This window comes from Paenibacillus sp. cl123 (genome assembly GCF_900101595.1).
Classification (GTDB): domain Bacteria; phylum Bacillota; class Bacilli; order Paenibacillales; family NBRC-103111; genus Paenibacillus_G.
Window position 1 is genome coordinate 257,737 of the sequence record NZ_FMYY01000006.1, and the last position, 19,824, is coordinate 277,560.

The window sequence follows — 19,824 nt, forward strand, 5'->3', positions numbered from 1 at the left end:
AGTCGGATTTAGTTGTGTGTCCGATTCCCAAAGGAGAGCGTACAATGCCCAATGTTCACACCTTTAAAGCAACAGCGCATTTGCAAGACGGAGTGAAGGTTAAAACAACCGCCCGAAATTTTGAATTGATCATCGATGAGCCCAAAAGCTTGGGAGGCACGGATACGGGTATGAATCCGGTCGAAGCTCTGCTTGCCTCGTTGGGAGCATGCCAATCTATCGTTGCCAGAGTTTATGCGCCCAAGTTTGATGTGAAGCTCGATGATTTTCGCGTGGAGGTTGAGGGCGATATTGATCTTGACGGATTTTTCAACAAATCCTCGGTTCGCCCGGGCTACTCCGACATCCGATATACGTTCCGGATCAAAACCGATTCGCCCAAAGAGAAGGTTGATGAATTTATACACTTCTTGGAGAGCAAGTGCCCGGTTGGAGATACGATCGCAAACCTGGTAAATCTTAAATTAGAGAATGTCATTATCGAAAAATAAATTTAAGTCTGTTGACGCCCTCTACCTGTCAGCGCGGCCATGACATCGTATGCGATTCGGTCGGGAGTGTCTTGAATAAGGCTGTTGCGGTAATTGGACAATACGACGACGCCAGCCTGAGCGCTCTTATCCATCCCCATAAAGCTGGAGAAGCCGGTTGTAGCGCCATTGTGACAGAGCATCTCCTTGTCCATCATCCAGCCTAATCCGGAGGATAGCTTATTCGTGATTTTAACGTGCGGCACATGCGTCATGGCGAATGCCGATCCTTCTTGAGCCGTCATATGGGCGGACAGAAAGCGGAGCTGGTCCGATACCGTCGAACGAATGGCGCCAGCGCCCTGAAAGTCGCTCATCGCCAGCGGCCCGACAGGTATACCTTTGCTGGTGTGGCCTTGAATGACCCGATCCGGATTGACGTTCGTTAAGGCGATGAACGTATCCTGCATACGGAGCGGCTTTGCAATAAGCCGGTCCAGCAATTCCGCGTAAGAAGTCCGGTGATGCCAAGCCATAAGCTGTCCAAGCAGCCCCATGCCGACGTTGGAATAGCGGAATTTTCCTTTCCCGATGGCGGTTGTTCGATTGATCAACTGTCTGAGCTCCTCCAAGGAATATTGACAATAGGGGTCTCGCTGGACGTTCTGCGAGCATGCAATTTTTATATCGCGAAGCGCACGGTAGGAGGGCAAGCCGGACGTATGCGTTGCCAATTGCTTAAGGGTAATCGGACAATCGCTTCGGATATCCTGCCAGTAGTGTGCAATCGGATCTTCCAAGGCCATTGATCGCTGGTGAATGAGATTCGCCAGCAAGCTCGTGGTAAACAATTTGGAGATGGACCCGATCTCGTAAATAACGTCCTTGGATTGAACCTTGGTTTGAATGGGGTTTTCACCAAAAGCGAAAATATGCGTTTGTCCATGGTCGAGAACCCCGATCGTCAGTAAAGCTCCCGGCTTTTTGCGCACGTAAGATGAAGCGATGTCTCCGATACGTTCCTCTATTGCCAAATTCATATATCTCCCCCCGAGCCTGCTTGAACAGCGGATGCCGCGATAATGCCTTCGAATTTTTCCAGAATGGCCTTCAGCTGGTTTAACTCCTTGATTGACAGCTTTGAATAATATTTCTCAATAATGGCCATCTCGACGGCTTCCACCTTGCTGAAATATTGCTCCGCCTCATGGGTTAGCTTCAGGTGAACCTCCCGGCGGTTTTGTTTGTTCATGCTGCGGGTAATCATGCTTTTCTTTTCAAGCGTACTCAAAACTTGACTGACCGCGCTTGGCGTAATGCCAAGGCGCTGTGCGATTTCACCCGCATGAATGGAGTCGTTATCCCGGATAAGGTTGAGCACGATTACTTGTTTGTCCGTCAAATTTTCTTCGATCAGTTGATCGAATTCGCATCGGAGCATCACGTTAATGTTGTAGTCAACTTGATTAATTTCCTTGATCAGTTGAACCAAATCATTCATTTAAGTCACCTTCACTATTTAGTTGGCTTAATAATAAAATATGACGGATCACATGTCAATTCTATGGTCATTCCGTTAAGGATTGACATAAGATTTCTCCATATGCTACCATTACCTCAACTGTTAAGAACGGAGGGGTTACGTGTGTTAAACTAATTCTTCGAAATGCTTGCACAAGAGATGAATAGTGATTTAAGGCTATTTGGCGTGCAACGTAATCGAAGAATGGTTTGCCTTCACGGAAACCCGATTTAGGTCATATACGATGGAGAGAACAGCTGGTTCTAGCTCTAGTTCTATGTCGTATAGGCTAAATTTGAGGAAAATGTCATGAACCTTCTATGATCTGCCCGGCGTCTGGCTAGCAAGTCTATCCCGGGGCAATGATCGTATTCCGTTCATTTCAATTCTTATTCGATTACGGTAAGCACAGGCCAACAGCCTGTGTTTTTTTGTATTATATACCCATTTGGAGGGAATTTACATGAACGAGCGACTGCTAACAATAGATGGCATTGAACTATGCGCCGACAGTTTCGGCAAACAAGGTAATCCGGCTATTTTGCTGATTATGGGCGCCCAATCCTCCATGATTTGGTGGGAGGAGGAATTTTGCCGGCGCTTGGCGGACGAAGGGCGTTTTGTCATTCGTTACGATAACCGCGATGTCGGACGTTCGACATCTTATGAACCGGGTCAACCGGACTATCATTTCGAAGACATGACAGATGATGCCGTCAGGGTATTGGATGCTTATCAGATTGATCGGGCACATATCGCTGGCATGTCCATGGGCGGGATGCTGACTCAGATGATAGCTCTGCGGCATCCGGAGAGAGTGCTGACCATTACACTCCTGGCAACGTCCAATTTTGCTCCCCATCTCCCTCCGATGGAGGAGAAGGTAATGGATTTTTTCTCGAAGATGGGGGCTGTAGACTGGACTAGCGAACAGGCGGTAGTTCAATATGCGGTTGACCGTTCGAGAGTTCTGGTAGGTTCAAAGCATTCTTTTGACGAGGCGAAAGTAGCCGGCCTGGCTAAACAAGAATTTACGAGAAGTGCCCGTATGGCCAGCGTGACGAACCATGCCTTGCTGTCAGGCGGGGAATCTTATCTGTCCAGAACGAGTGAAATCAATGTGCCCGCGCTGATAATACACGGGACGGAAGATCCCATTATCCCTTACGAACACGGGAAACATCTGGCTGACGAAATTCCGAATTCGGCTCTGCTCACGTTGGAAGGGGCTGGGCATGAGCTGCATGAGGACGATTGGGATGTAGTGATTGAAGCGGTGTCGAAACACACTTCAGCGTCCAATTAGCTCACAAGGGTACGGACAACCCACCAACCGCCAGGAAGGCTGCAGCGATAGCGCTGCGGCCTTTTTTGTCGTACGCAACCTTTTCATTTTCAGAATTAATACTTTATCTGTCGTAGTAATTATGCTACAATGCAATTACTACGACAGATAAAGTACGACAGATGGAGTAAGGAGGCGTTCCATTGATCAGTAGTGATGTTATACGGGGATACAACGACACGATCATCCTCTTTATGCTGCTGGACGGTGAATCCTACGGCTATGAGATTTCCAAACGAATCAGACAACTGTCGGAGGAGAAGTACATCATGAAGGAGACGACCCTCTACTCTGCGTTTACACGGCTGGAGAAGAATGGGTATATTCATTCCTTCTTCAAGGACGAGACGTTCGGGAAGCGGCGCACCTATTACCGGATTACACCGGAAGGGCTTGCTTATTACCGGGAGAAATGTGAGGAGTGGCAGGTTACGCAAGAGGTTGTCAATAAATTTATAAAGGAGTTGTGACGGCATGGATACGATCATCAGTTATTTGGACAATATGTTTAAGGCCTTGCCGAGAACGGGTCAGGTGCTCAAGCTTAAGCAGGATTTGCTGGCCGGCATGGAGGAAAAGTATTACGAGCTGAAGAGCGAGGGCAGGTCGGAGAATGAAGCGATCGGGATCGTGATTTCCGAATTCGGCAACATAGACGAATTGGTCAGCGAGCTGGGAGTGGGGCAGCCCCACCGCGAGGAGGCCGAGATATTGCCTTACCTGTCTGAGGAAGAGACGATGGACTTCCTTGTCGCCAAAATAAAATCAAGCCTCCTGGTAGCGATCGGTACAGTTCTGTGCATAGCCGGCGCTGCGCTGCTTATCCTGATTTCGTCGCTTGGAGAGGACGGCCTGCTTACCGCAGGCATCTCGGAGAATACCGCAGCTCTGGTGGGCCTGGTGGTCATGTTTGTGCTGGTAGCCCTGGCCGTGTGCCTGTTCATCTACAGCGGCATGAAGCTGGAACGTTTCAAATATATGCAGGCCGGATTCGAGCTGCCTTATCATCTGAGGGCATATATCATGCAGAAAAAAGAAGCCTTTAACGCTACGTATACTTTGTCGCTGATTACGGGTGTGTGCTTATGCGTGCTGTCTCCGGTCGCTATCTTCATGGGGTCGGCTTTCGGGGACAACGGCGGTTCATACGGTGTGGTCATTCTGCTGGCTATGGTGGCCGTTGCCGTCTTTCTGTTCACTTATTATGGCAGCATCCGGGGCGCTTACAGTCAGCTGCTGAAGACCGGCGAATTCTCTGAGGCGAAGAAGGAAGAGAACCGGGTGATCGGCGCGGTGGCGGGCATCGTCTGGCCGCTGGCGACCTGCATCTTCCTGATTAGCGGGCTGGTCTACGAGCAATGGCATATCAACTGGATCGTATTTCCGATTACTGGCTTGCTGTTCGGGGTGTTCGGGGCCGTATACAGCCTTCTAAAGAAGAAAGCGGCCTAAGCTCAGTTCATCCATGAGGTCCGGAGAACAAGAGGCCGGAGAGCCGAAGGGGATTAGATACAGCGAGTGGAAACCCGACCGGCTGCATGACGCTGACCCGCGTGGTTCACCGGACTTCAAAAGCATGTGCGCCTGCCGCGATTGCACGCCGCTAAGGGCCTGACGTCTCCTATAGGAGGCAGCAGGCCCTTAGCGGCGTTTATCAGCTTGTTGGATGCGGAAGGAACCTCCGCTATTCTGCAGGCAAGTCGCCGAGCAGCAGGACGACCGGACAATGGTCGCTTCCGGTAATATGGCAGTCGATCTGCGCATCGATGAGGGAATCGCTCAACCGGGCTGAGGCGAGAAAGTAGTCAATCCGCCATCCCACATTTCGCTCCCGGACCTTCGGCATATAAGACCACCAGGAGTATACCTCTGCCCGATCCGGGTAGAAGTGACGGAACGTATCGACGAATCCGGCTTCCAGCAGCTCCGTCATCTTGGCCCGCTCCTCCAGGGTAAAGCCGGAATTTTGGCGGTTGGATTTCGGGTTCTTGAGGTCGATCTCTTGATGGGCGACATTCAGATCGCCGCAAACGATCACAGGCTTGCGGCTGTCCAGCTCCAGCAGATAGCTGCGGAAGCGATCCTCCCACTCCAGGCGGTAATCCAATCGAGATAAGTCGCGGCGGGCATTGGGCGTGTAGACATTCACCAGATAGAAAGCATCGAATTCCAGCGTAATGACCCGGCCCTCCGGTTCGGAGTCCTCTTCCAGTCCGTAACGCACGGACAGCGGCTTAAGCTTCGTGAAGACGGCGGTTCCGGAATATCCTTTCTTCTCCGCATAATTCCAGTATTGGCTGTATGCCTCGCCTTGCTCCAGAGCAAGCTGCCCCTCTTGAAGCTTGGTTTCCTGAATGCAGAAAATATCGGCGTCCGTCTCGTTGAAATAATCGGTAAATCCTTTGTTCACGCAAGCCCGCAGGCCGTTAACATTCCAGGATACAAGCTTGATCATCGGTTATCTCCTCTAGAATAAGGTAGTCCTTATATAAGCAGCAGGGCGAACAGGCCTCCGGCTCCGGCAAGCAGACATAGAGCTCCCCCGAAGCGGGTCGACCATACGTACAGGTCGGATGGCTCCGTAGCGTCAGACGATTTCCACTTCTCGTTTAGGGCCCAGACTGCCTGGGGACGAATCAGCATCAGCAGTCCGAAGCAGATCAGCAGGACGGATATCCCTATCATCGCACAGCTCCCCCTCTCGGCTTCGGATTAGTTCGCAGGCTTGGGTGCAAGCGGCTTAGCTTGGAGCTCGGCCTCAAAGTAAGCCTGCAATTCGGCGACCTTCCTCGGGTCGGTCAACGGCACCTTGCCGGTCAAGTAATGCTCGACCACCCGTCCCCAATCCGGCGCCGTCTTCTGGGCGGCCATGGAGCGGATTGCGTTTTTCACCAGCCTGCGTTCCTTGGCATTGGAGAAGGAATCTTTGTAGAACTGGGCCAGTTGCAGGTCCAGTGACGGGAAAATCCGGCGAAATACTTCTGCTGTCATGCGGGCGTCGTCCAGCGCCCGGTGGGCAGAGCCCTCGGCTGTAATCTCCAGGTCGAGCAGAGCCGCTTCGACGCTGACGTCGTTCGTCACCTTCTTGTAGCGGGTGTAGCCCTTCAGCAGGTCGAAGTAAGGAGCGGACAGCCAGAAGGAATCATCCAGCTTATGCATGCGCGTGTCTTGTACGATGCGCTTCATATCCTCTCCGCCCCATGTGAAGAGCAGGAAGGATTCGCTGCGCTGCAGCCAGGCGCTGAATTCCTTGATCACCGGCACGAAGCCGGCGGCTCGGTCGATATCTTCCTGGGGAATCCCCGTCTTTTTCTTAATGAAGCTGTTCAGCTTGGAGAAGTACACCGGCTTGATCAGCGCGGTGAATTCATCTATGGTCTCTAGAGACGGCGAAAGCCGGACCGCCCCGATCTCGATGACTTCCATCGGCAGCTCGCTGGCAAACTTCCTTCCGTTGAATTCGATGTCCAATATAATATAGTCCAACATAAGACGCCTCCCGATCTGTAACCCTTGCTCTTTATTCTATCAAATAAGATCAGCCGTCTACAAATTTCGACGAAAAAAAGAGGCCGTGCCTGGGTTCAGGTGTGCAGCCTCCAATTGTCAGGACCGAAGGCCTGTGCGATGGGCCGAGCGGGAAAGGCCCGCCGTCAGCTAATAATTGTGATTGTCGGTGCGGAGATCGTGGGAGGCGTCGTCAAAGTCGAGGTCGCTCCCGCGAAGCTCGCGACTTCGAGCAGGACAGGCACGCCTGCGGCCAGATCGGTTGTGGCCAGCACGAGACTTCCCGTTGTCAGGGTGGAGAGGGCGCCCTGCTGAAGCACGCCGTTAATGTATACATTATAGTAATCGTCGACTGTAACCGCGGGCAGAGTGGTCACGGGACCGTCGGTATCGTCCAGAAAGCTCGCAGCGGGAATCGTGGTGACCGTCGCTCCTATCATTCCGGCATCGATGGCTGCATAATACCGCGAAACCGCGGGGCTGACGGAGGTCGTAATGACGCCTCCGGTCGCGATAGGAGCTGAAGCGATGGCAATAAATACAGGTTTTATAACAGGCATAGGATCACTCCTTTCTTAACTGGATTCCACCATGGCTTTCAAGTGGTATGTAGCAGTAGATGTTCAGGAGAGCCGAACAGGAACGGCGCTTGTCTGTGTGGGTAATATTTAGGAAGAAACGTCCAGGGCTCCGGCGCAGAAGCTGCATATGCTGATCGTAACGAGCGTAAGCGAGGTGAGTATTATGAGCTGCGGTCCTGCACGACATCCGGCCCGTTCCCGCCGGAGAGCAGCAAACAGATTTTTGGCAGCCGGGAAAAGAAAGAAAGCTTGGGGTGTTCGCCGTGCATCAAAATCAAGGCTGCGGAAGGCGGATCTGAAAACAAGACGCAGCTGCCGGGCCGCCGTAAGGAACCGCCGAGACGGCCTAAGGCGCAGCCGCCGCTGCCATCGCCAGCCGCGCCAACGGCGAAGCCTTGTGTGGCTTGGGCGGCCGGGACCTGGCCCTGCGGGAGCGCCTGGCCCCGCGGGAGCGCCCGGCCCCGTGGGAGCGCCTGGCCCCGTGGGAGCGCCTGGCCCCGTGGGAGCGCCCGGCCCCGTGGGAGCGCCTGGCCCCACGGGAGCGCCTGGCCCCGCAGGAGCGCCCGGCCCCGCAGGAGCGCCCGGCCCCACGGGAGCGCCTGGCCCCGCAGGGGAGCCTGGCCCTGCGGGAGCGCCCGGCCCCACGGGAGCGCCTGGCCCCGCAGGAGCGCCTGGCCCCGCAGGAGCGCCCGGCCCCGTAGGGGAGCCTGGCCCCGCAGGGGAGCCCGGTCCTGCGGGCCCCCCAGGGCCGCCCGGTCCTGGCCGGGATTATGCGGTGGTGCCGACGGCCCGGCGTTATTTTCACCTGGCCGCCTCGCCGCTGACTTCCACGCAGTCGATCCCGGCCGCGAGCTTCACCGATGACCTGGGAGCGGCCATAACCGGGCTTCCGGAAGCCGGGCCAAGCGGTTATACGCATCTTTTTATTAACGGAGTACTGCAGGAGAGCAGGTTGTACAGCTTGTCGCCGGAGGGAATGACGCTATACCTGGATGGAGATGTGATTTTGCAAGGGACGCCGATCATCGTGGAGATTGTCCAATTCGCGTTGGCCCCTCTTTCTTAAGGAGCAGCGGCGGGGATGGGCGGAGTGGGGACCTCGGAATCGGAGAGCGGTTAGGCTGGCGTGAAGCCTCCTGCTGCTCTCCGGACCTTCGAATCGGCACAAGAAAACAGCTACGAGACATGCAGCCGTCCGTCGGTAGGGAATGCAGGAGAGGTTTCTTACATTTGGGGCGTGAGCCTTTCTTCAGAAACTGATACAATAGAAACATGTGTTATCTATTTTTACATGAACAAAAAGACAAAAGAATTTAAAGGATGACCTTATGACCAAGCCTTTTACAATACTGTTAGCTATGATTTTGTTGTTTGCCTCATCGGCCAGTGTACTGATTTTTCGCTGGATTCATCCTCCCGACGCTGCCGTTCGCGCAGTCGGAGGTGTGCTGGATGCCCGGGGATGGGACTATGAGGAGAGGGGCGTGCTGTCGCTCCGCGGCCAGTGGGAGTTTTATCCGGACAAGCTGCTGACTCCCGATGACTTCCGCGGCGATCCGGCGCTGCAAGCCTCCCGGAAGCTGATCGACGTGCCGGGCAACTGGAAGGACGAGGTTGCGACGAACGGACGCCCCGGTTATGGAGCCGGAACCTATCGACTGGTAGTCCAGGTGGATCAGAGCGACATCTACAGCATTCGCGCCAAAAAAACGAGAATGTCCAGCCGCTGGTTTATAAACGGCACAGCTCTCGGGGGAAATGGAAATCCTTCGCTGATCCGAGAAGAGTTCGTTGCCAGCAATCTGCCGTTCTTCGGTTCTGAGAAGGCGGAGGCAGGCCCGGTAGAGATCGTGATCCAGGTGGCCAGCCTAAGATATCTGGAAGGCGGGCTGACCCAAGCTCCTGAATTCGGCGAGCAGCTGGTCATGATCAAGCACCGCGACCATGCCAGGCTGACCGATATGGTTCTGATGATGACGATGCTGATCTTCGGGCTTTATTTCGCCGGTATGTTCAGACAGTGGAGCAAAGAGCGGCATCTGATGTATTTGAGTCTGTTTTGCCTGACGACGGGACTGTTCTTCAGTCTCGACAATGAAATATTGGCGGCCGTCCTGTTTCCAGGCTTCCCGTTTGAGCTACTGCAGAAGCTGCTGTTTGTCACTGTGTTTCTGTCGTTCCTGTTCTTCAGCTTGTATACGTACAGGTATTTGGATGAGCCTGATCACAAGCCTTTTCGGATTTTTCGCGGGATCACCTATGTGTATTGCGTGTTCATTGTGGTCATTCCCAATGATTATCTGTACTATACGATGCCCGTCAATCTGCTTTTGCAGACAGCTACGTTTCTCATTATATTTTATGCCCTCTTCCGAATCCGGAATAAGGGGGGCTACCTGCCGATATTTACGGTGCTGAATGTGTTTTTTATGATATTGTCCTGGGCGTCTGCCCAATACAGGTACGAGCTTGGGCTGGAGCATCCCTATTTCATGATCGTTACGCCGCTGCTGCTCGTCTTCTCGCTTGCTTTCCAGTCATCCCATCGCCTGCAGCGCGCTTTCGTGCGCAATGAGCAGCTCTCCCTGCAGCTGATCGCCCATGACCGGCACAAGGATGAATTTCTGGCCAAAACTTCTCATGAGCTGCGGACTCCGCTGCATGGCATCATCAATTTGTCGCAGATCTTGCTGGACGACAAGGAGACGAAGCTTGAGCCGCAGCACCGGGAAAATGTCAGGCTGCTGAATCTGGTGGGCCGGAGGCTGGCCGGGCTGGTCCACGATATTTTGGACATGTCCCAGATCAAGCAGGGGCGTCTGCGTATTCAGCTAACGCCGGTGGATCTCGGAATGACGGCGCGGCTGGTGTTCGATATGCTGTCGATCGCGCCGCGCAACAAGCAGGTTGTCTTGCAGGACGATCTGCCTCCCGATCTGCCGCTTGTGCTGGCCGATGAGAACCGGCTGCGGCAGATCATGTACAATTTGCTGGAGAACGGGCTGAAATTTACCGACAGCGGCTTCGTTCGGATCAGCGCCTCGGAGCAAGCGGGGGAGCTGATTGTCACGGTGACCGATACAGGGCGGGGGATTGCGCCGGAGCAGCTGGCTCGTGTGTTCGAGCCCTTCGAAACCAGCTCGGCCGATGTGGGCGACCGCTCGGGCATCGGGCTTGGACTTAGTATCACGAAGCAGCTGGTGGAGCTTCAGGGAGGACGAATTCAGGTTCACTCCGAGCTGGGCCGGGGGACAACTTTCACGTTCAATCTGCCCATTGCCGAGCCGGGGGCGGAACGCCAACTCCCATGGTACGGCGGCGAGGAGCGGACGCCGGAGTTCCCGGCTTCATCGCAGTCTGACCCCGCGGGCTCCATCACTGTGCTGATCGTGGACGATGAGCGTTCGAATCTGAAAATATGCATCGATGCGGTTTCTTCCATGAAATATGCCTACAAGGCTGTGCAGAGCGGGACGGAGGCTCTGGAGCAGCTGCGGCAGACGCCGCATCCCGACCTCGTACTGCTCGATCTGATGATGCCTGGCATCTCCGGCCTTGACGTATGCCGCGAGATTCGCAAGCTGCATAATCTGGCGGAGCTGCCCGTGCTGATGCTGACCGCTTCCGGACAGCACAGCGATATGCTGGCTTCCTTCGAGGCCGGAGCCAACGATATTTTGCAGAAGCCCTTCGAAGTGGCCGAGCTGAAGGCGAGAGTCAGCTCGCTGCTGGCGATGAAGAAATCATCCGAGCAAGCGGTCCGCCGGGAGATGGATTTCCTGCAGGCTCAGATTACGCCTCATTTTCTGTACAACAGCATGAACGCTCTTGTAGGCCTGAGCTACAAGGATGTGGGCAAGCTGAGGGATACGATCCATCATTTGACAACCTATTTGCGCGCCAAGTTCACGTTCGTCTTCCAGGGCAATCTCGTTCCTTTCGAAAAAGAGCTGGAGCTGGTGAGAGCCTACCTGGCCATCGAGCAGCTTCGCTTCGGCAGCCGTCTGGAGATCCGCTATCATCTGGATGACGACCTGCACTTCCTGCTGCCGCCGCTTACCCTTCAGCCCTTGGTGGAGAACGCCGTACGCCATGGCATCGGCGGAAAGCCGGAGGGCGGTACGGTAGACATCCGGGTGTTCCGCGATGATGAGGGGCAGATCAACCTTGTCGTCGAGGACGACGGAGCCGGGATGGATGAGGAGACGCTGATGCAGCTTCATAACCAGCAGCGCGGAGGCATCGGCATCGGCAATGTGAATCGCAGGCTGCAGATGCTCTATGCGCAGAAGCTGGACATACGGAGCCGCCCCGGGGAGGGGTCCAGGTTCCAGTTTATAGTGCCGGAGGTCCGTAATGATTAACGCGATATTGATTGACGATGAGGAAATTGCGCTCGATGTGCTTGAAATTTTGCTGGAGGAAATCGGCGGCGTGCAGGTGCAGGCGAAATTTCTACAGGCCGGCGAGGCCATCGAGCGGGTGGCTGAGCTCCGGCCGGATTTGATCTTTCTGGATATCGAAATGCCGGGGCTGAACGGGCTGGTCGCCGCCGAGCAGCTGCAGCAGCGGTTCGCCGAAGCCGAGATCATCTTCGTGACGGCCTACAAGGAGTATGCGCTGCATGCCTTTGACGTCAATGCGAAAGGGTACCTGCTTAAGCCCGTCTCCAAGGAACGGCTCGCCAAGCTGATCGACCGGTACCGCCCTTCGCCGGGGGCCGTGCAAGCTCCTCCCCGGAAGCGGCCTGTCGAGGAGGAAAACGCGAGTCATACCGGGCCTGATCTGCCCTTGAGGCTGCAGGCGCTGGGGAGTCTGGAGCTTTATTCAGCCGGGGGCGAGCTGTTCAGTTGGAGAACGAAGAAGACGAAGGAATTATTCGCCTACCTGTGGCATCATGACGGCATGCCGGTATACCGCGATCATATTCTGGAAGCCTTGTGGCCGGAGCTGCATGCCGAGCGGGCGCAAGCTTTGCTCCATACCACGATGTATCATCTGCGTCACATGCTGAAGGCAGCCGGCTGCCATGAGATGATCATATTCGCGGATGAACGTTACCGAATGCGGGTGGAGGGCGTCGCCAGCGATGTCAAGCGGCTGGAGTCCAAGCTGGGCCAGGCTAGAGACATGGAGCCCGAGGAACTGCTCGGCTTGTACCGGGGCGATTATATGGAGACCGAGCATTACCGGTGGGCGGAGTCCCGCCGGGAAGAGCTGCGTGCGGCGTATGTGCATGCGCTCGAAGCCGCTCTAACCCAGTCGCGGGGAACTCAGCGGGAAGCGCTGCTGCGCAGGCTGATCAAGCTCGAGCCGTTTGCGCATATGCATTACTACCGTCTCCTGCTGCATCTGGACGCCGCGGGCCATGCGGGGGCGGTGCTAAAGGTAGTCGAGCAGCTGCAGCGCCACGTCCACGAAGAGCTGGGCCTGGAGATTACCCCGGCGATGCAAAAGCTTATCGAGCGTTATCACAAACCACGGCAGACGGAGTAAAACGGAAGAACCCGATCGACCGGACCCCGCGATTTTTCAAAAATAAAGAAACATGAGGCCAATAACCCTGACAAACAGTTGTCAGGGTTATTGGCTTATGATCGTAGTATGGAAGCCAATTAAATTTGCACAAGGAAAGAAGGGAATCTCTTATGAAACTGCAGGCGAACAACACGGGAATGATCCTTGCCGGCTTGCTTCTGGCTATTCTGATGGCTTCGATGGACAATACGATCGTAGCGACGGCCATGGGGACGATTGTCGGTGAACTCGGAGGACTGGATAAATTTGTGTGGGTCACCTCCGCCTATATGGTAGCCGAGATGGCCGGGATGCCGATCTTCGGCAAGCTGTCCGACATGTACGGACGCAAGCGATTTTTCATCTTCGGCATCATTGTCTTCATGGCAGGCTCGGCGCTCTGCGGCACAGCGGAATCGATCATTCAGCTGAGCTTGTACCGGGCCGTACAAGGGATCGGCGCGGGCGCATTGGTCCCGGTCGCCTTCACGATCATGTTCGATGCGGTCACTCCCGAGAACCGGGGCAAGCTGGGCGGATTATTCGGTGCGGTATTCGGCATGTCCAGCATCTTCGGCCCGCTGCTCGGCGCTTATATCACGGATTACATCACCTGGCAGTGGATTTTCTATCTGAACCTTCCGCTTGGCTTGCTGTCGCTTGTTTTCGTCGCCTTTTTCTATCATGAGTCCCGTCAGCATGCCCGTCAGCAGATCGACTGGGCGGGCGCTGCGACGCTGGTCGGAGCCGTCGTCTGTCTGATGTTCGCCATGGAGCTGGGAGGCAAGGAATATGCCTGGAATTCGCTGCCGATTATCGGCTTGTTCACGGTTTTCGTACTGTTTGCGGCGTTATTCGTACTGGCCGAGAAGCGGGCTGTAGAGCCGATCGTGGCCTTCCGCATGTTCCGCAGCCGTCTCTATGCGACAAGCAATATGGTTGCGGTATTCAGCGGCGCCGCCTATATCACGGCATCCGTTTATATCCCGATCTTTATCCAGGGCGTGCTTGGGGGCAGCGCGACGAACTCGGGACTTGTGCTTCTCCCGATGATGGTGGGCAGCGTCGTAACGGCAACGGTCGGCGGCTTCCTGATCCAGCGATTTTCTTTCCGGGCGGTGATGCTTCCAACTCTGGTCCTGCTGGTTGCCGGTCTGGCGCTGCTGTCCACCCTGACAGCCGATTCCTCGCGGCTCAGCATAGTTCTGTATATGATTATGGCAGGACTCGGAATAGGAGCTTCCTTCTCGGTGCTCAGCAATGCGGCGATTCATTCCTTCCCGCCGCAGCAGCGGGGAGCGGCCACCTCGACGCTTAACTTCCTGCGTTCGCTCGGGATGGCTATCGGCATCACAATATTCGGCATCCTGCAGAGCCATTCGCTGACCCGGCATATGGCCGCCACTGCGACCGGTTCGCAGGACCTGTCCCTCGCCGATTCTCACACGCTGCTGGATCCGGCTGTCCGCTCCCGGATGCCGGAGCAGCTGCTCAGCGTTATAACGGAGGGGCTCGCTTCCTCCATCAGCGTCACCTTCGCCTGGAGCGTCCTGCCCGCGCTGCTTGCTTTGGGAGCAGCGTTCGCGATGAGCCGCGAGAAGCTGGACCCTGCCGCCGAAGCCGAGGCCCATGCGGCCGCTCAATCGGAAGGGTACGCTACTTCTCACTGAAGCCCGGCACCGGCAGCCTGTTGCTCGATGCCATCCAGCCGCACATTTGGAGGGATACGCCGCTTCTCACCGAGGCGGCGGCATTTCTACGGAACAAGAGATGCGATGGCCGGAAGGAGAGGGTATAATAGGGGAAAAGTGGAGGTGCGGCATATGAACCTGAACTACTACAATACCTTTATCACGGTGTCTCCGGACAGCACGGCCGCTGTCGGCATGATCCCTCAGGAACGGAAAGGCGGCCCCTCAAAGCACGGGCTCGAATACGAGCTGCTGGCGGGCAGCCCTTATACGTATACGCAGGAGGATATTTTATTCGAGGTGCATGTCCGCCACAAGGGAATTCCTCCAGAGGAGCTGGAGGCGAGCCGCGCGCAGCTCCGGGAGGAATTTTTCCAGCGTCCTCATGCCTGCCTGCGCGCCTCCATGCTTCCCAAGAAATACGGCTGGGGCATTCATTTCGATCAGGAGGGGCGAATTGCCCTCTACGGAGTGGAAAGCCCCGAGTACAAGGAGTACGCGGACAATAAAAGCGGAGAGCTGAAAGTGCTTGCCGGGATGCGCAGCAGCCGGGCGAAGTAAGCGGCGCTTGCCGGGCGCGTATTCATTCGGGGACAAACCGGGTAATCCTTTCTACATGAGGAAAGGAGTGCTGAAGTCCATGACCGATTATACAGCCCGTCAGCCCGGCGTGCCGGAAGAGCTGCCCCCGCGCCCGGGACCGGAGATCCAGCCGCCGGCCCCGCCGGAGATTAAGCCGGAGCAGCCGAAGCCCGAGATTCAGCCGTCTCCGGTTCCGGAGATTAAGCCTGAGACGATACCGGAGGTGCAGCCGGGGCGGCCGCAGGAAATTCCTCCGCAGACTCCGTAGCGCGCGAGGCGGGACAAGCGGTGTCTGTCTGGCGTCAGAATGGTACTTTATAGTTGCGTTAACGAAGGCAAAGCCTGTCCCCGGTTCAGCGGAACCGCAGGGGCAGGCTTTGCTTCGCATAAGCGCATATGCGATCAAACAAACGAATCCCGATTGCCTCATACTAGGGGGAGGGAAGCTATGTGACTGCTTAAGTCTCTCTTTCCCGCGGAAGGGGACTTCATGGTAACCTGACAAAACGTATAAAAGCGTCCGGTTGGCGGTCAGTGATATGGGAGTTGTGCGGAAAAGCGTATAAAAGCGCTCGAGCGGCGGTCAGAAGAAGAGGAGTTGTGCGGAAAAACGTATAAACGCAGCCGACTGGCGATCAAAAGTTTGGGAGATGTACGGAAATACGTACAAACACGGCCGGCAGGCGGTCAGAAGTACAGGAGTTGTGCGAACATCTATCACTTTTTTAGCGAAGGATCGTGTTGATATGGAGTATTACAAAAGCATCCAGGCAGCCGTCGATTATATCGAAAAACATCTGAATGAGCCTATGAAAATCGGAGAGATTGCCGGGGCGGCCAGCTTTTCGGCCTTTCATTTTCAACGTATGTTCTTGGCGATAACAGGCTTCACGGTACAGGAGTATGTTCGGACAAGAAGGCTGTCGGAGGCGGCGGAGCAGCTTGCGTATTCAAGCGGAAGCATTCTGGAGCTGGCCGTCGCTTGGGGGTATCAATCCCAGGAAGCGTTCACCCGTGCCTTTGAAGCTTATTTTGGCTTGCCCCCGGGGCGGTACCGGAAGGAAGGCTCGCCCATCCCGCATCGGCCGAGGCTGAATTTACTGGAATATCGACAGAAAGAGGGGACAGAGACGAAGATAGACAAGCCTAAGCTGGTAGAACGGGAGCCTTTGGACATCGTAGGCTTCGCTTATTCGACAAACCTCGCCGAGGGTCGGCATTATGGGGACATTGCGGGCTTCTACCGGGAATTTGGAGAGCGGGGGCGTTATCTCGGCATCCCTCACCGGGCCGCTCCGGATATGGCGTACGGCGTCTCTTGCGAATTCCAAGAGGATGGGGACTTCATATTCATCGTGGGGGAGACGGTGAGCAAGCCTCCACTGGAAGAAGGATTGAAACAAGGATTTAGGTTCATTCGGATTCCGGGAGGACGCTATGCCGAATTCAAAGCTTACGGTCCGGCTCATGTAACACCGGACATCCGTCGTTATATATATGGCGTCTGGCTGCCGAATTCGAAGTATGAGCGCAGAGAGGGGCCGGATTTCGAGGTAACGGATGTGATGAATTCCTCGTACCCGGACGATTTGCGGATAAAGATTTATATCCCGCTGGCCTGACTCGCCTAATGACCTCGCCGGGTGGAGCGGCCGCCAACCAGCGAGCAGCCAGACCGTCCGGACGCTCGCTCTAGCTAAACATTCCCCTGTCCCTGCTCAGGCTGGACCATGCCATACTGCTCGGCCATCCGGCGGATAAGCCGGCTCAGCGCTTCCCTCAGGCTGGCGGGCTCGTGTACGATAATTTTCGGACCGTAGCCGAGCAGCAGCTCCGGCATGTAGGCGTCTGCTATGTCGGCAGGAACGCTGAGCTGCAGCAGGTTCTCCTCCTGTCGCACGATGCAATGGCACAAGTACCAATGCCGCGAAAGTCTGCGGAGACTGTCGGAATCGCCCGTCAAGCGGATCGGGCAGACAGTCTGAGCCCTCCCGGAGGCTTGCTCGGCAAGTTCCTGCCGCAGGTAGGCTTTCAGTGAAAATTGCTCCGGCCGGTCGAAGGTTTGACCGGTTAAACGTGCATCCCGTATCCGGTCCACCCGGAATGTCCGCACGCTCCGGCGTGTATGGCAGTAGGCGACCGCGTACCAGTTGTCGAACCTGTACGTAAGTCCGTACGGGTCCAACTCGCGCGTCTCCGGCACGTTTCCGGCTTGCTTCGCATAGCGAACCTGCATCCGGACTCCGCTTTCGATCGCCTGATCCAGCAGTTGAAGCAGGGAGCGCAGCGACCGGTGATCGGATGTGGGGACGATATCCAGGCTTCCGACGGCTGCCCGTCCCGGTCTTCCTTCATCCGACCAGGCGTCCCCTGCGTACAGCTGAATTTTGCGTAGCGCCTGCTGCAGGCGCTCCTCGAACGGATATCCGGCCCCGTGCGCGAACAAAGCTGCTTGGCTCAACGCCTTCCGCTCTTCGTCCGTCAGAAATAACGGGGCTTGCTTGAACGTGCCCGGCAGCGAATAGCCCCCGTCATGCCCGGGCTCGGCGATGATGGGGACGCCGCTTGCGCACAGCGCGTCGATATAGCGGTAGACGGTACGGACGCTCGTCTCCAAAGTTTCCGCTAGCTGCTCGGCCGTTACCTGGCGCTTGGCTCGAAGCTGCCACAGAATCATCAGCATATTATCCCACTTGGCCATCTCCATCCCTCCCGGTGTCATTATACCCTAAGTCCCGCTTGGCCGGCGCTGTTACTTTTTATCCGGAGCAAATATCCGCTGACAGCGTTTGTCAGGGGAGACACGGTATGCTTGGGTCAAGAATAACATAATGACTTGCAGGAGGAATCAACAATGAGAGAAGTAGTCGTTGTATTGACGGATGGGTTTGCGGATTGGGAAGCGAGCTATGTAACGGCGGAAATTAACAAGGAGCGGACGGGCTACCGGGTGAAGACGGCCGCGATCGATCCGGAGCTTAAGACATCTATGGGCGGATTCCGGGTGCAGCCGGATTACGAACTGAGCGACCGCTCGTTTCTGGCGCATACCGCCATGCTGATCTTGCCCGGCGGAACCGGCTGGGCGGAGGAACGCCATGAGCCGATCCGGGAGCTGGTGGAGGAGGCTGTACAGCGGAATATTGAAGTGGCGGCCATATGCGATGCGACCGTTTTTCTGGGCAGGCACGGTTTTCTTGATCACAAGGCGCATACCGGCAATACGCTGGCATATATGAGACTCGGTGCGCCGGATTATCGGGGAGAAGCGCATTATGTGGAAGCTCAGGCGGTTAGCGCCCCGGGGCTGATTACGGCCAACGGCAGCGCGGCTGTGGAGTTTTCCAAGCATATTCTGGAACGGTTGGGCGTTCTTCAAGGGCGGGAGCTGGATGAATGGTATCATATCTTCAAATCCGGTTACTTAAGCCAATGAGGCGGCGCATCCGGTTTGTGTAACACAAAAAGGAAGAGCTTGCCGGCGTACGCGCTGGCGGCCCTTCCTTTTTTACGCAAAAGACGCAGCTATTCTACAAACCAATACGAAACGGCAGCTTAGCCTCCCACGTCGAAGGCGCGTCCAGACCGAGCGCATGCACGACGACCGCAGCCGTGTCGGTGAGGATAAAGTCTGCGTCAAGCGTTGCTCCAGGAAAAATGCCGGGGCCGGCGCATCCCCAGAAAATGGTTGTATCGAGCGGATGATCGCTTCCGTGATCGAAAGGGTCGGCGCCGCCCCCGCCGTGATCGGACGCAAAAATAAACAGGCTGTCCTCCATAAGCCCCGCCGCTTGGATTGCATCCAGCAAAATGCCTGTATGAGCATCGGTCTGCTCGATGGCCCGAATCTGTCCGGGTGTGTTGTACCCGTCCTGATGGCCGGCCGCATCGGGCAGATCAAATTGGACGAACATCAGCTTCACATCCGGATTGCTTCTTACATAGGACGCCGCCGCCAGCGCCAAGCTGCGCTCCTTCTTCGCCAGCCGGCTGAGGCTGCTGTCTCCCCCGGCCTCTTCTTCCGCCATCTCCGGCAGCTCCGCCGTTTCCTTATGGACACCGATATCAGACTCGATAATCCCGTCATTGATGGGGCTCCACGAACTGAACGAAGCCAGCTTCGCCTCAGGCAGCGACTCGCGAACAACCCCGAAGATGGACGGATAAGGAGAATCGCCCGGATACGGCTGCCAGCTTGCCTTGTCATTGGTCAAGCCGTGCTTGTCCGGACTGACGCCATGCAGCAGCGAACCCCAGCACTGCGCGCTGATCGTGGGCGATACCGTTCGGGCATCCAACGATAGTATCCCGTTTGCCGTCAGGTTATCCAACCGCGGCGTCAGGGCGGAACGAATGAAGCTGCCTGCCCCGTCCCAGCCTATGAGGAATACTCTGGTTATGTTCGGTTGTTTCATGTGACAGAACCACCTTTTATTGTGGTTTTTAGTTGTATGATATTGTTTTATGCTTGAATCTTAATCTACCCGTGAGCATGTGTCAATGGACAACTCAACTTGTTTGCGCTTTCATTGATAAGTATCACATTTCATTGATTAGGCAAGTAGGCGGCATGGCGGACAGTGGGCTAAGATTATACCTATCAACGACG

20 protein-coding genes are annotated in these 19,824 nt (G+C 55.7%); 12 read left to right on the top strand and 8 right to left on the bottom strand.

Translation table 11 applies throughout. The features are described 5' to 3' along the window. Positions 1-44: 44 nt before the first annotated feature. Complete coding sequence (locus tag BLR08_RS13115) at positions 45-491, top strand: OsmC family protein (RefSeq protein ID WP_072329668.1); 447 nt, start codon at positions 45-47, stop codon at positions 489-491. A gap of 2 nt (positions 492-493) precedes the next feature. On the opposite strand, the gene BLR08_RS13120 is transcribed toward BLR08_RS13115, so the two are convergent. Further along, complete coding sequence (locus BLR08_RS13120) at positions 494-1,510, bottom strand: serine hydrolase domain-containing protein (protein ID WP_072329670.1); 1,017 nt, start codon at positions 1,508-1,510, stop codon at positions 494-496. Continuing rightward, a complete protein-coding gene (locus tag BLR08_RS13125) occupies positions 1,507-1,971 on the bottom strand; it encodes a MarR family winged helix-turn-helix transcriptional regulator (protein ID WP_072329672.1) in 465 nt (154 codons plus the stop codon). The genes BLR08_RS13120 and BLR08_RS13125 overlap by 4 nt, the downstream gene beginning before the upstream one ends. A 484-nt stretch (positions 1,972-2,455) precedes the next feature. Here BLR08_RS13125 and BLR08_RS13130 point away from each other — a divergent pair, with 484 nt between their 5' ends. The 3 genes from BLR08_RS13130 (at position 2,456) to BLR08_RS13140 (ending at position 4,789) form a co-directional block, all read left to right on the top strand. Next, a complete protein-coding gene (locus tag BLR08_RS13130; RefSeq protein ID WP_072329674.1) occupies positions 2,456-3,298 on the top strand; it encodes an alpha/beta fold macrolide esterase in 843 nt (280 codons plus the stop codon). A 182-nt stretch (positions 3,299-3,480) separates the two neighbouring features. After that, positions 3,481-3,807, top strand: coding sequence for a PadR family transcriptional regulator (locus BLR08_RS13135; RefSeq protein WP_072329676.1), 327 nt, complete (start codon positions 3,481-3,483; stop codon positions 3,805-3,807). A 4-nt stretch (positions 3,808-3,811) separates the two neighbouring features. Next, positions 3,812-4,789, top strand: coding sequence for a permease prefix domain 1-containing protein (locus BLR08_RS13140; protein WP_072329678.1), 978 nt, complete (start codon positions 3,812-3,814; stop codon positions 4,787-4,789). A gap of 232 nt (positions 4,790-5,021) precedes the next feature. Here the strand turns inward: BLR08_RS13140 and BLR08_RS13145 are convergent, their stop codons facing one another. The 4 genes from BLR08_RS13145 to BLR08_RS13160 all read right to left on the bottom strand — a co-directional run bounded on the left by BLR08_RS13145 (position 5,022) and on the right by BLR08_RS13160 (position 7,404). Continuing rightward, positions 5,022-5,789: an exodeoxyribonuclease III gene (locus BLR08_RS13145; protein ID WP_072329840.1), complete on the bottom strand. Its 768-nt coding sequence runs from the start codon at positions 5,787-5,789 to the stop codon at positions 5,022-5,024. Positions 5,790-5,821: 32 nt separating this feature from the next. After that, the gene (locus BLR08_RS13150) at positions 5,822-6,022 is read right to left on the bottom strand and encodes a DUF6199 family natural product biosynthesis protein (RefSeq protein ID WP_072329680.1); all 201 of its coding nucleotides are present in this window, start codon (positions 6,020-6,022) and stop codon (positions 5,822-5,824) included. A gap of 27 nt (positions 6,023-6,049) precedes the next feature. Beyond that, positions 6,050-6,826 (bottom strand): 3'-5' exonuclease, encoded by a 777-nt coding sequence (locus tag BLR08_RS13155; protein WP_256257546.1) that lies wholly within the window; start codon positions 6,824-6,826, stop codon positions 6,050-6,052. A 164-nt stretch (positions 6,827-6,990) separates the two neighbouring features. Next, on the bottom strand, positions 6,991-7,404 hold the full coding sequence (locus tag BLR08_RS13160; protein ID WP_072329682.1) for a DUF4183 domain-containing protein: 414 nt from the start codon (positions 7,402-7,404) through the stop codon (positions 6,991-6,993). A 799-nt stretch (positions 7,405-8,203) separates the two neighbouring features. On the opposite strand from BLR08_RS13160, the gene BLR08_RS31695 reads away from it, so the two are divergent. From BLR08_RS31695 to BLR08_RS13195, 7 genes are all read left to right on the top strand, one after another. After that, positions 8,204-8,491: a DUF4183 domain-containing protein gene (locus tag BLR08_RS31695; protein ID WP_256257547.1), complete on the top strand. Its 288-nt coding sequence runs from the start codon at positions 8,204-8,206 to the stop codon at positions 8,489-8,491. 262 nt (positions 8,492-8,753) lie between these two features. Further along, entirely contained in the window at positions 8,754-11,789 is a 3,036-nt protein-coding gene (locus BLR08_RS13170) for an ATP-binding protein (protein WP_072329686.1), read from the top strand. Further along, a complete protein-coding gene (locus tag BLR08_RS13175; protein WP_072329688.1) occupies positions 11,782-12,921 on the top strand; it encodes a response regulator in 1,140 nt (379 codons plus the stop codon). The genes BLR08_RS13170 and BLR08_RS13175 overlap by 8 nt, the downstream gene beginning before the upstream one ends. Before the next feature lie 152 nt (positions 12,922-13,073). Continuing rightward, entirely contained in the window at positions 13,074-14,612 is a 1,539-nt protein-coding gene (locus BLR08_RS13180; RefSeq protein WP_072329690.1) for an MDR family MFS transporter, read from the top strand. Between the two features lie 153 nt (positions 14,613-14,765). Further along, on the top strand, positions 14,766-15,194 hold the full coding sequence (locus BLR08_RS13185; RefSeq protein WP_072329692.1) for a DUF6157 family protein: 429 nt from the start codon (positions 14,766-14,768) through the stop codon (positions 15,192-15,194). A 79-nt stretch (positions 15,195-15,273) separates the two neighbouring features. Then, positions 15,274-15,483 (top strand): hypothetical protein, encoded by a 210-nt coding sequence (locus tag BLR08_RS13190; protein WP_072329694.1) that lies wholly within the window; start codon positions 15,274-15,276, stop codon positions 15,481-15,483. A 478-nt stretch (positions 15,484-15,961) separates the two neighbouring features. Further along, positions 15,962-16,837, top strand: a complete 876-nt coding sequence (locus BLR08_RS13195) for an AraC family transcriptional regulator (RefSeq protein WP_072329696.1) — start codon at positions 15,962-15,964, stop codon at positions 16,835-16,837. 74 nt (positions 16,838-16,911) lie between these two features. Here BLR08_RS13195 and BLR08_RS13200 read toward each other — a convergent pair whose 3' ends face one another. After that, a complete protein-coding gene (locus BLR08_RS13200; RefSeq protein ID WP_072329698.1) occupies positions 16,912-17,916 on the bottom strand; it encodes a helix-turn-helix transcriptional regulator in 1,005 nt (334 codons plus the stop codon). A 153-nt stretch (positions 17,917-18,069) separates the two neighbouring features. Here BLR08_RS13200 and BLR08_RS13205 point away from each other — a divergent pair, with 153 nt between their 5' ends. After that, positions 18,070-18,651 (top strand): type 1 glutamine amidotransferase family protein, encoded by a 582-nt coding sequence (locus BLR08_RS13205; protein ID WP_072329700.1) that lies wholly within the window; start codon positions 18,070-18,072, stop codon positions 18,649-18,651. A 94-nt stretch (positions 18,652-18,745) separates the two neighbouring features. Here BLR08_RS13205 and BLR08_RS13210 read toward each other — a convergent pair whose 3' ends face one another. Further along, the gene (locus BLR08_RS13210) at positions 18,746-19,630 is read right to left on the bottom strand and encodes an alkaline phosphatase family protein (protein WP_072329702.1); all 885 of its coding nucleotides are present in this window, start codon (positions 19,628-19,630) and stop codon (positions 18,746-18,748) included. Positions 19,631-19,824 lie beyond the last annotated feature (194 nt).

Excerpts from the sequence above, each read along its gene's own strand:
- BLR08_RS13115 (WP_072329668.1), top strand. The coding sequence starts at position 45 with ATGCCCAATGTTCACACCTTTAAAGCAACAGCGCATTTGCAAGACGGA.
- BLR08_RS13120 (WP_072329670.1), bottom strand. The coding sequence starts at position 1,510 with ATGAATTTGGCAATAGAGGAACGTATCGGAGACATCGCTTCATCTTAC.
- BLR08_RS13125 (WP_072329672.1), bottom strand. The coding sequence starts at position 1,971 with ATGAATGATTTGGTTCAACTGATCAAGGAAATTAATCAAGTTGACTAC.
- BLR08_RS13130 (WP_072329674.1), top strand. The coding sequence starts at position 2,456 with ATGAACGAGCGACTGCTAACAATAGATGGCATTGAACTATGCGCCGAC.
- BLR08_RS13140 (WP_072329678.1), top strand. The coding sequence starts at position 3,812 with ATGGATACGATCATCAGTTATTTGGACAATATGTTTAAGGCCTTGCCG.
- BLR08_RS13150 (WP_072329680.1), bottom strand. The coding sequence starts at position 6,022 with ATGATAGGGATATCCGTCCTGCTGATCTGCTTCGGACTGCTGATGCTG.
- BLR08_RS13155 (WP_256257546.1), bottom strand. The coding sequence starts at position 6,826 with ATGTTGGACTATATTATATTGGACATCGAATTCAACGGAAGGAAGTTT.
- BLR08_RS13160 (WP_072329682.1), bottom strand. The coding sequence starts at position 7,404 with ATGCCTGTTATAAAACCTGTATTTATTGCCATCGCTTCAGCTCCTATC.
- BLR08_RS13170 (WP_072329686.1), top strand. The coding sequence starts at position 8,754 with ATGACCAAGCCTTTTACAATACTGTTAGCTATGATTTTGTTGTTTGCC.
- BLR08_RS13175 (WP_072329688.1), top strand. The coding sequence starts at position 11,782 with ATGATTAACGCGATATTGATTGACGATGAGGAAATTGCGCTCGATGTG.
- BLR08_RS13180 (WP_072329690.1), top strand. The coding sequence starts at position 13,074 with ATGAAACTGCAGGCGAACAACACGGGAATGATCCTTGCCGGCTTGCTT.
- BLR08_RS13185 (WP_072329692.1), top strand. The coding sequence starts at position 14,766 with ATGAACCTGAACTACTACAATACCTTTATCACGGTGTCTCCGGACAGC.
- BLR08_RS13190 (WP_072329694.1), top strand. The coding sequence starts at position 15,274 with ATGACCGATTATACAGCCCGTCAGCCCGGCGTGCCGGAAGAGCTGCCC.
- BLR08_RS13195 (WP_072329696.1), top strand. The coding sequence starts at position 15,962 with ATGGAGTATTACAAAAGCATCCAGGCAGCCGTCGATTATATCGAAAAA.
- BLR08_RS13200 (WP_072329698.1), bottom strand. The coding sequence starts at position 17,916 with ATGGCCAAGTGGGATAATATGCTGATGATTCTGTGGCAGCTTCGAGCC.
- BLR08_RS13205 (WP_072329700.1), top strand. The coding sequence starts at position 18,070 with ATGAGAGAAGTAGTCGTTGTATTGACGGATGGGTTTGCGGATTGGGAA.
- BLR08_RS13210 (WP_072329702.1), bottom strand. The coding sequence starts at position 19,630 with ATGAAACAACCGAACATAACCAGAGTATTCCTCATAGGCTGGGACGGG.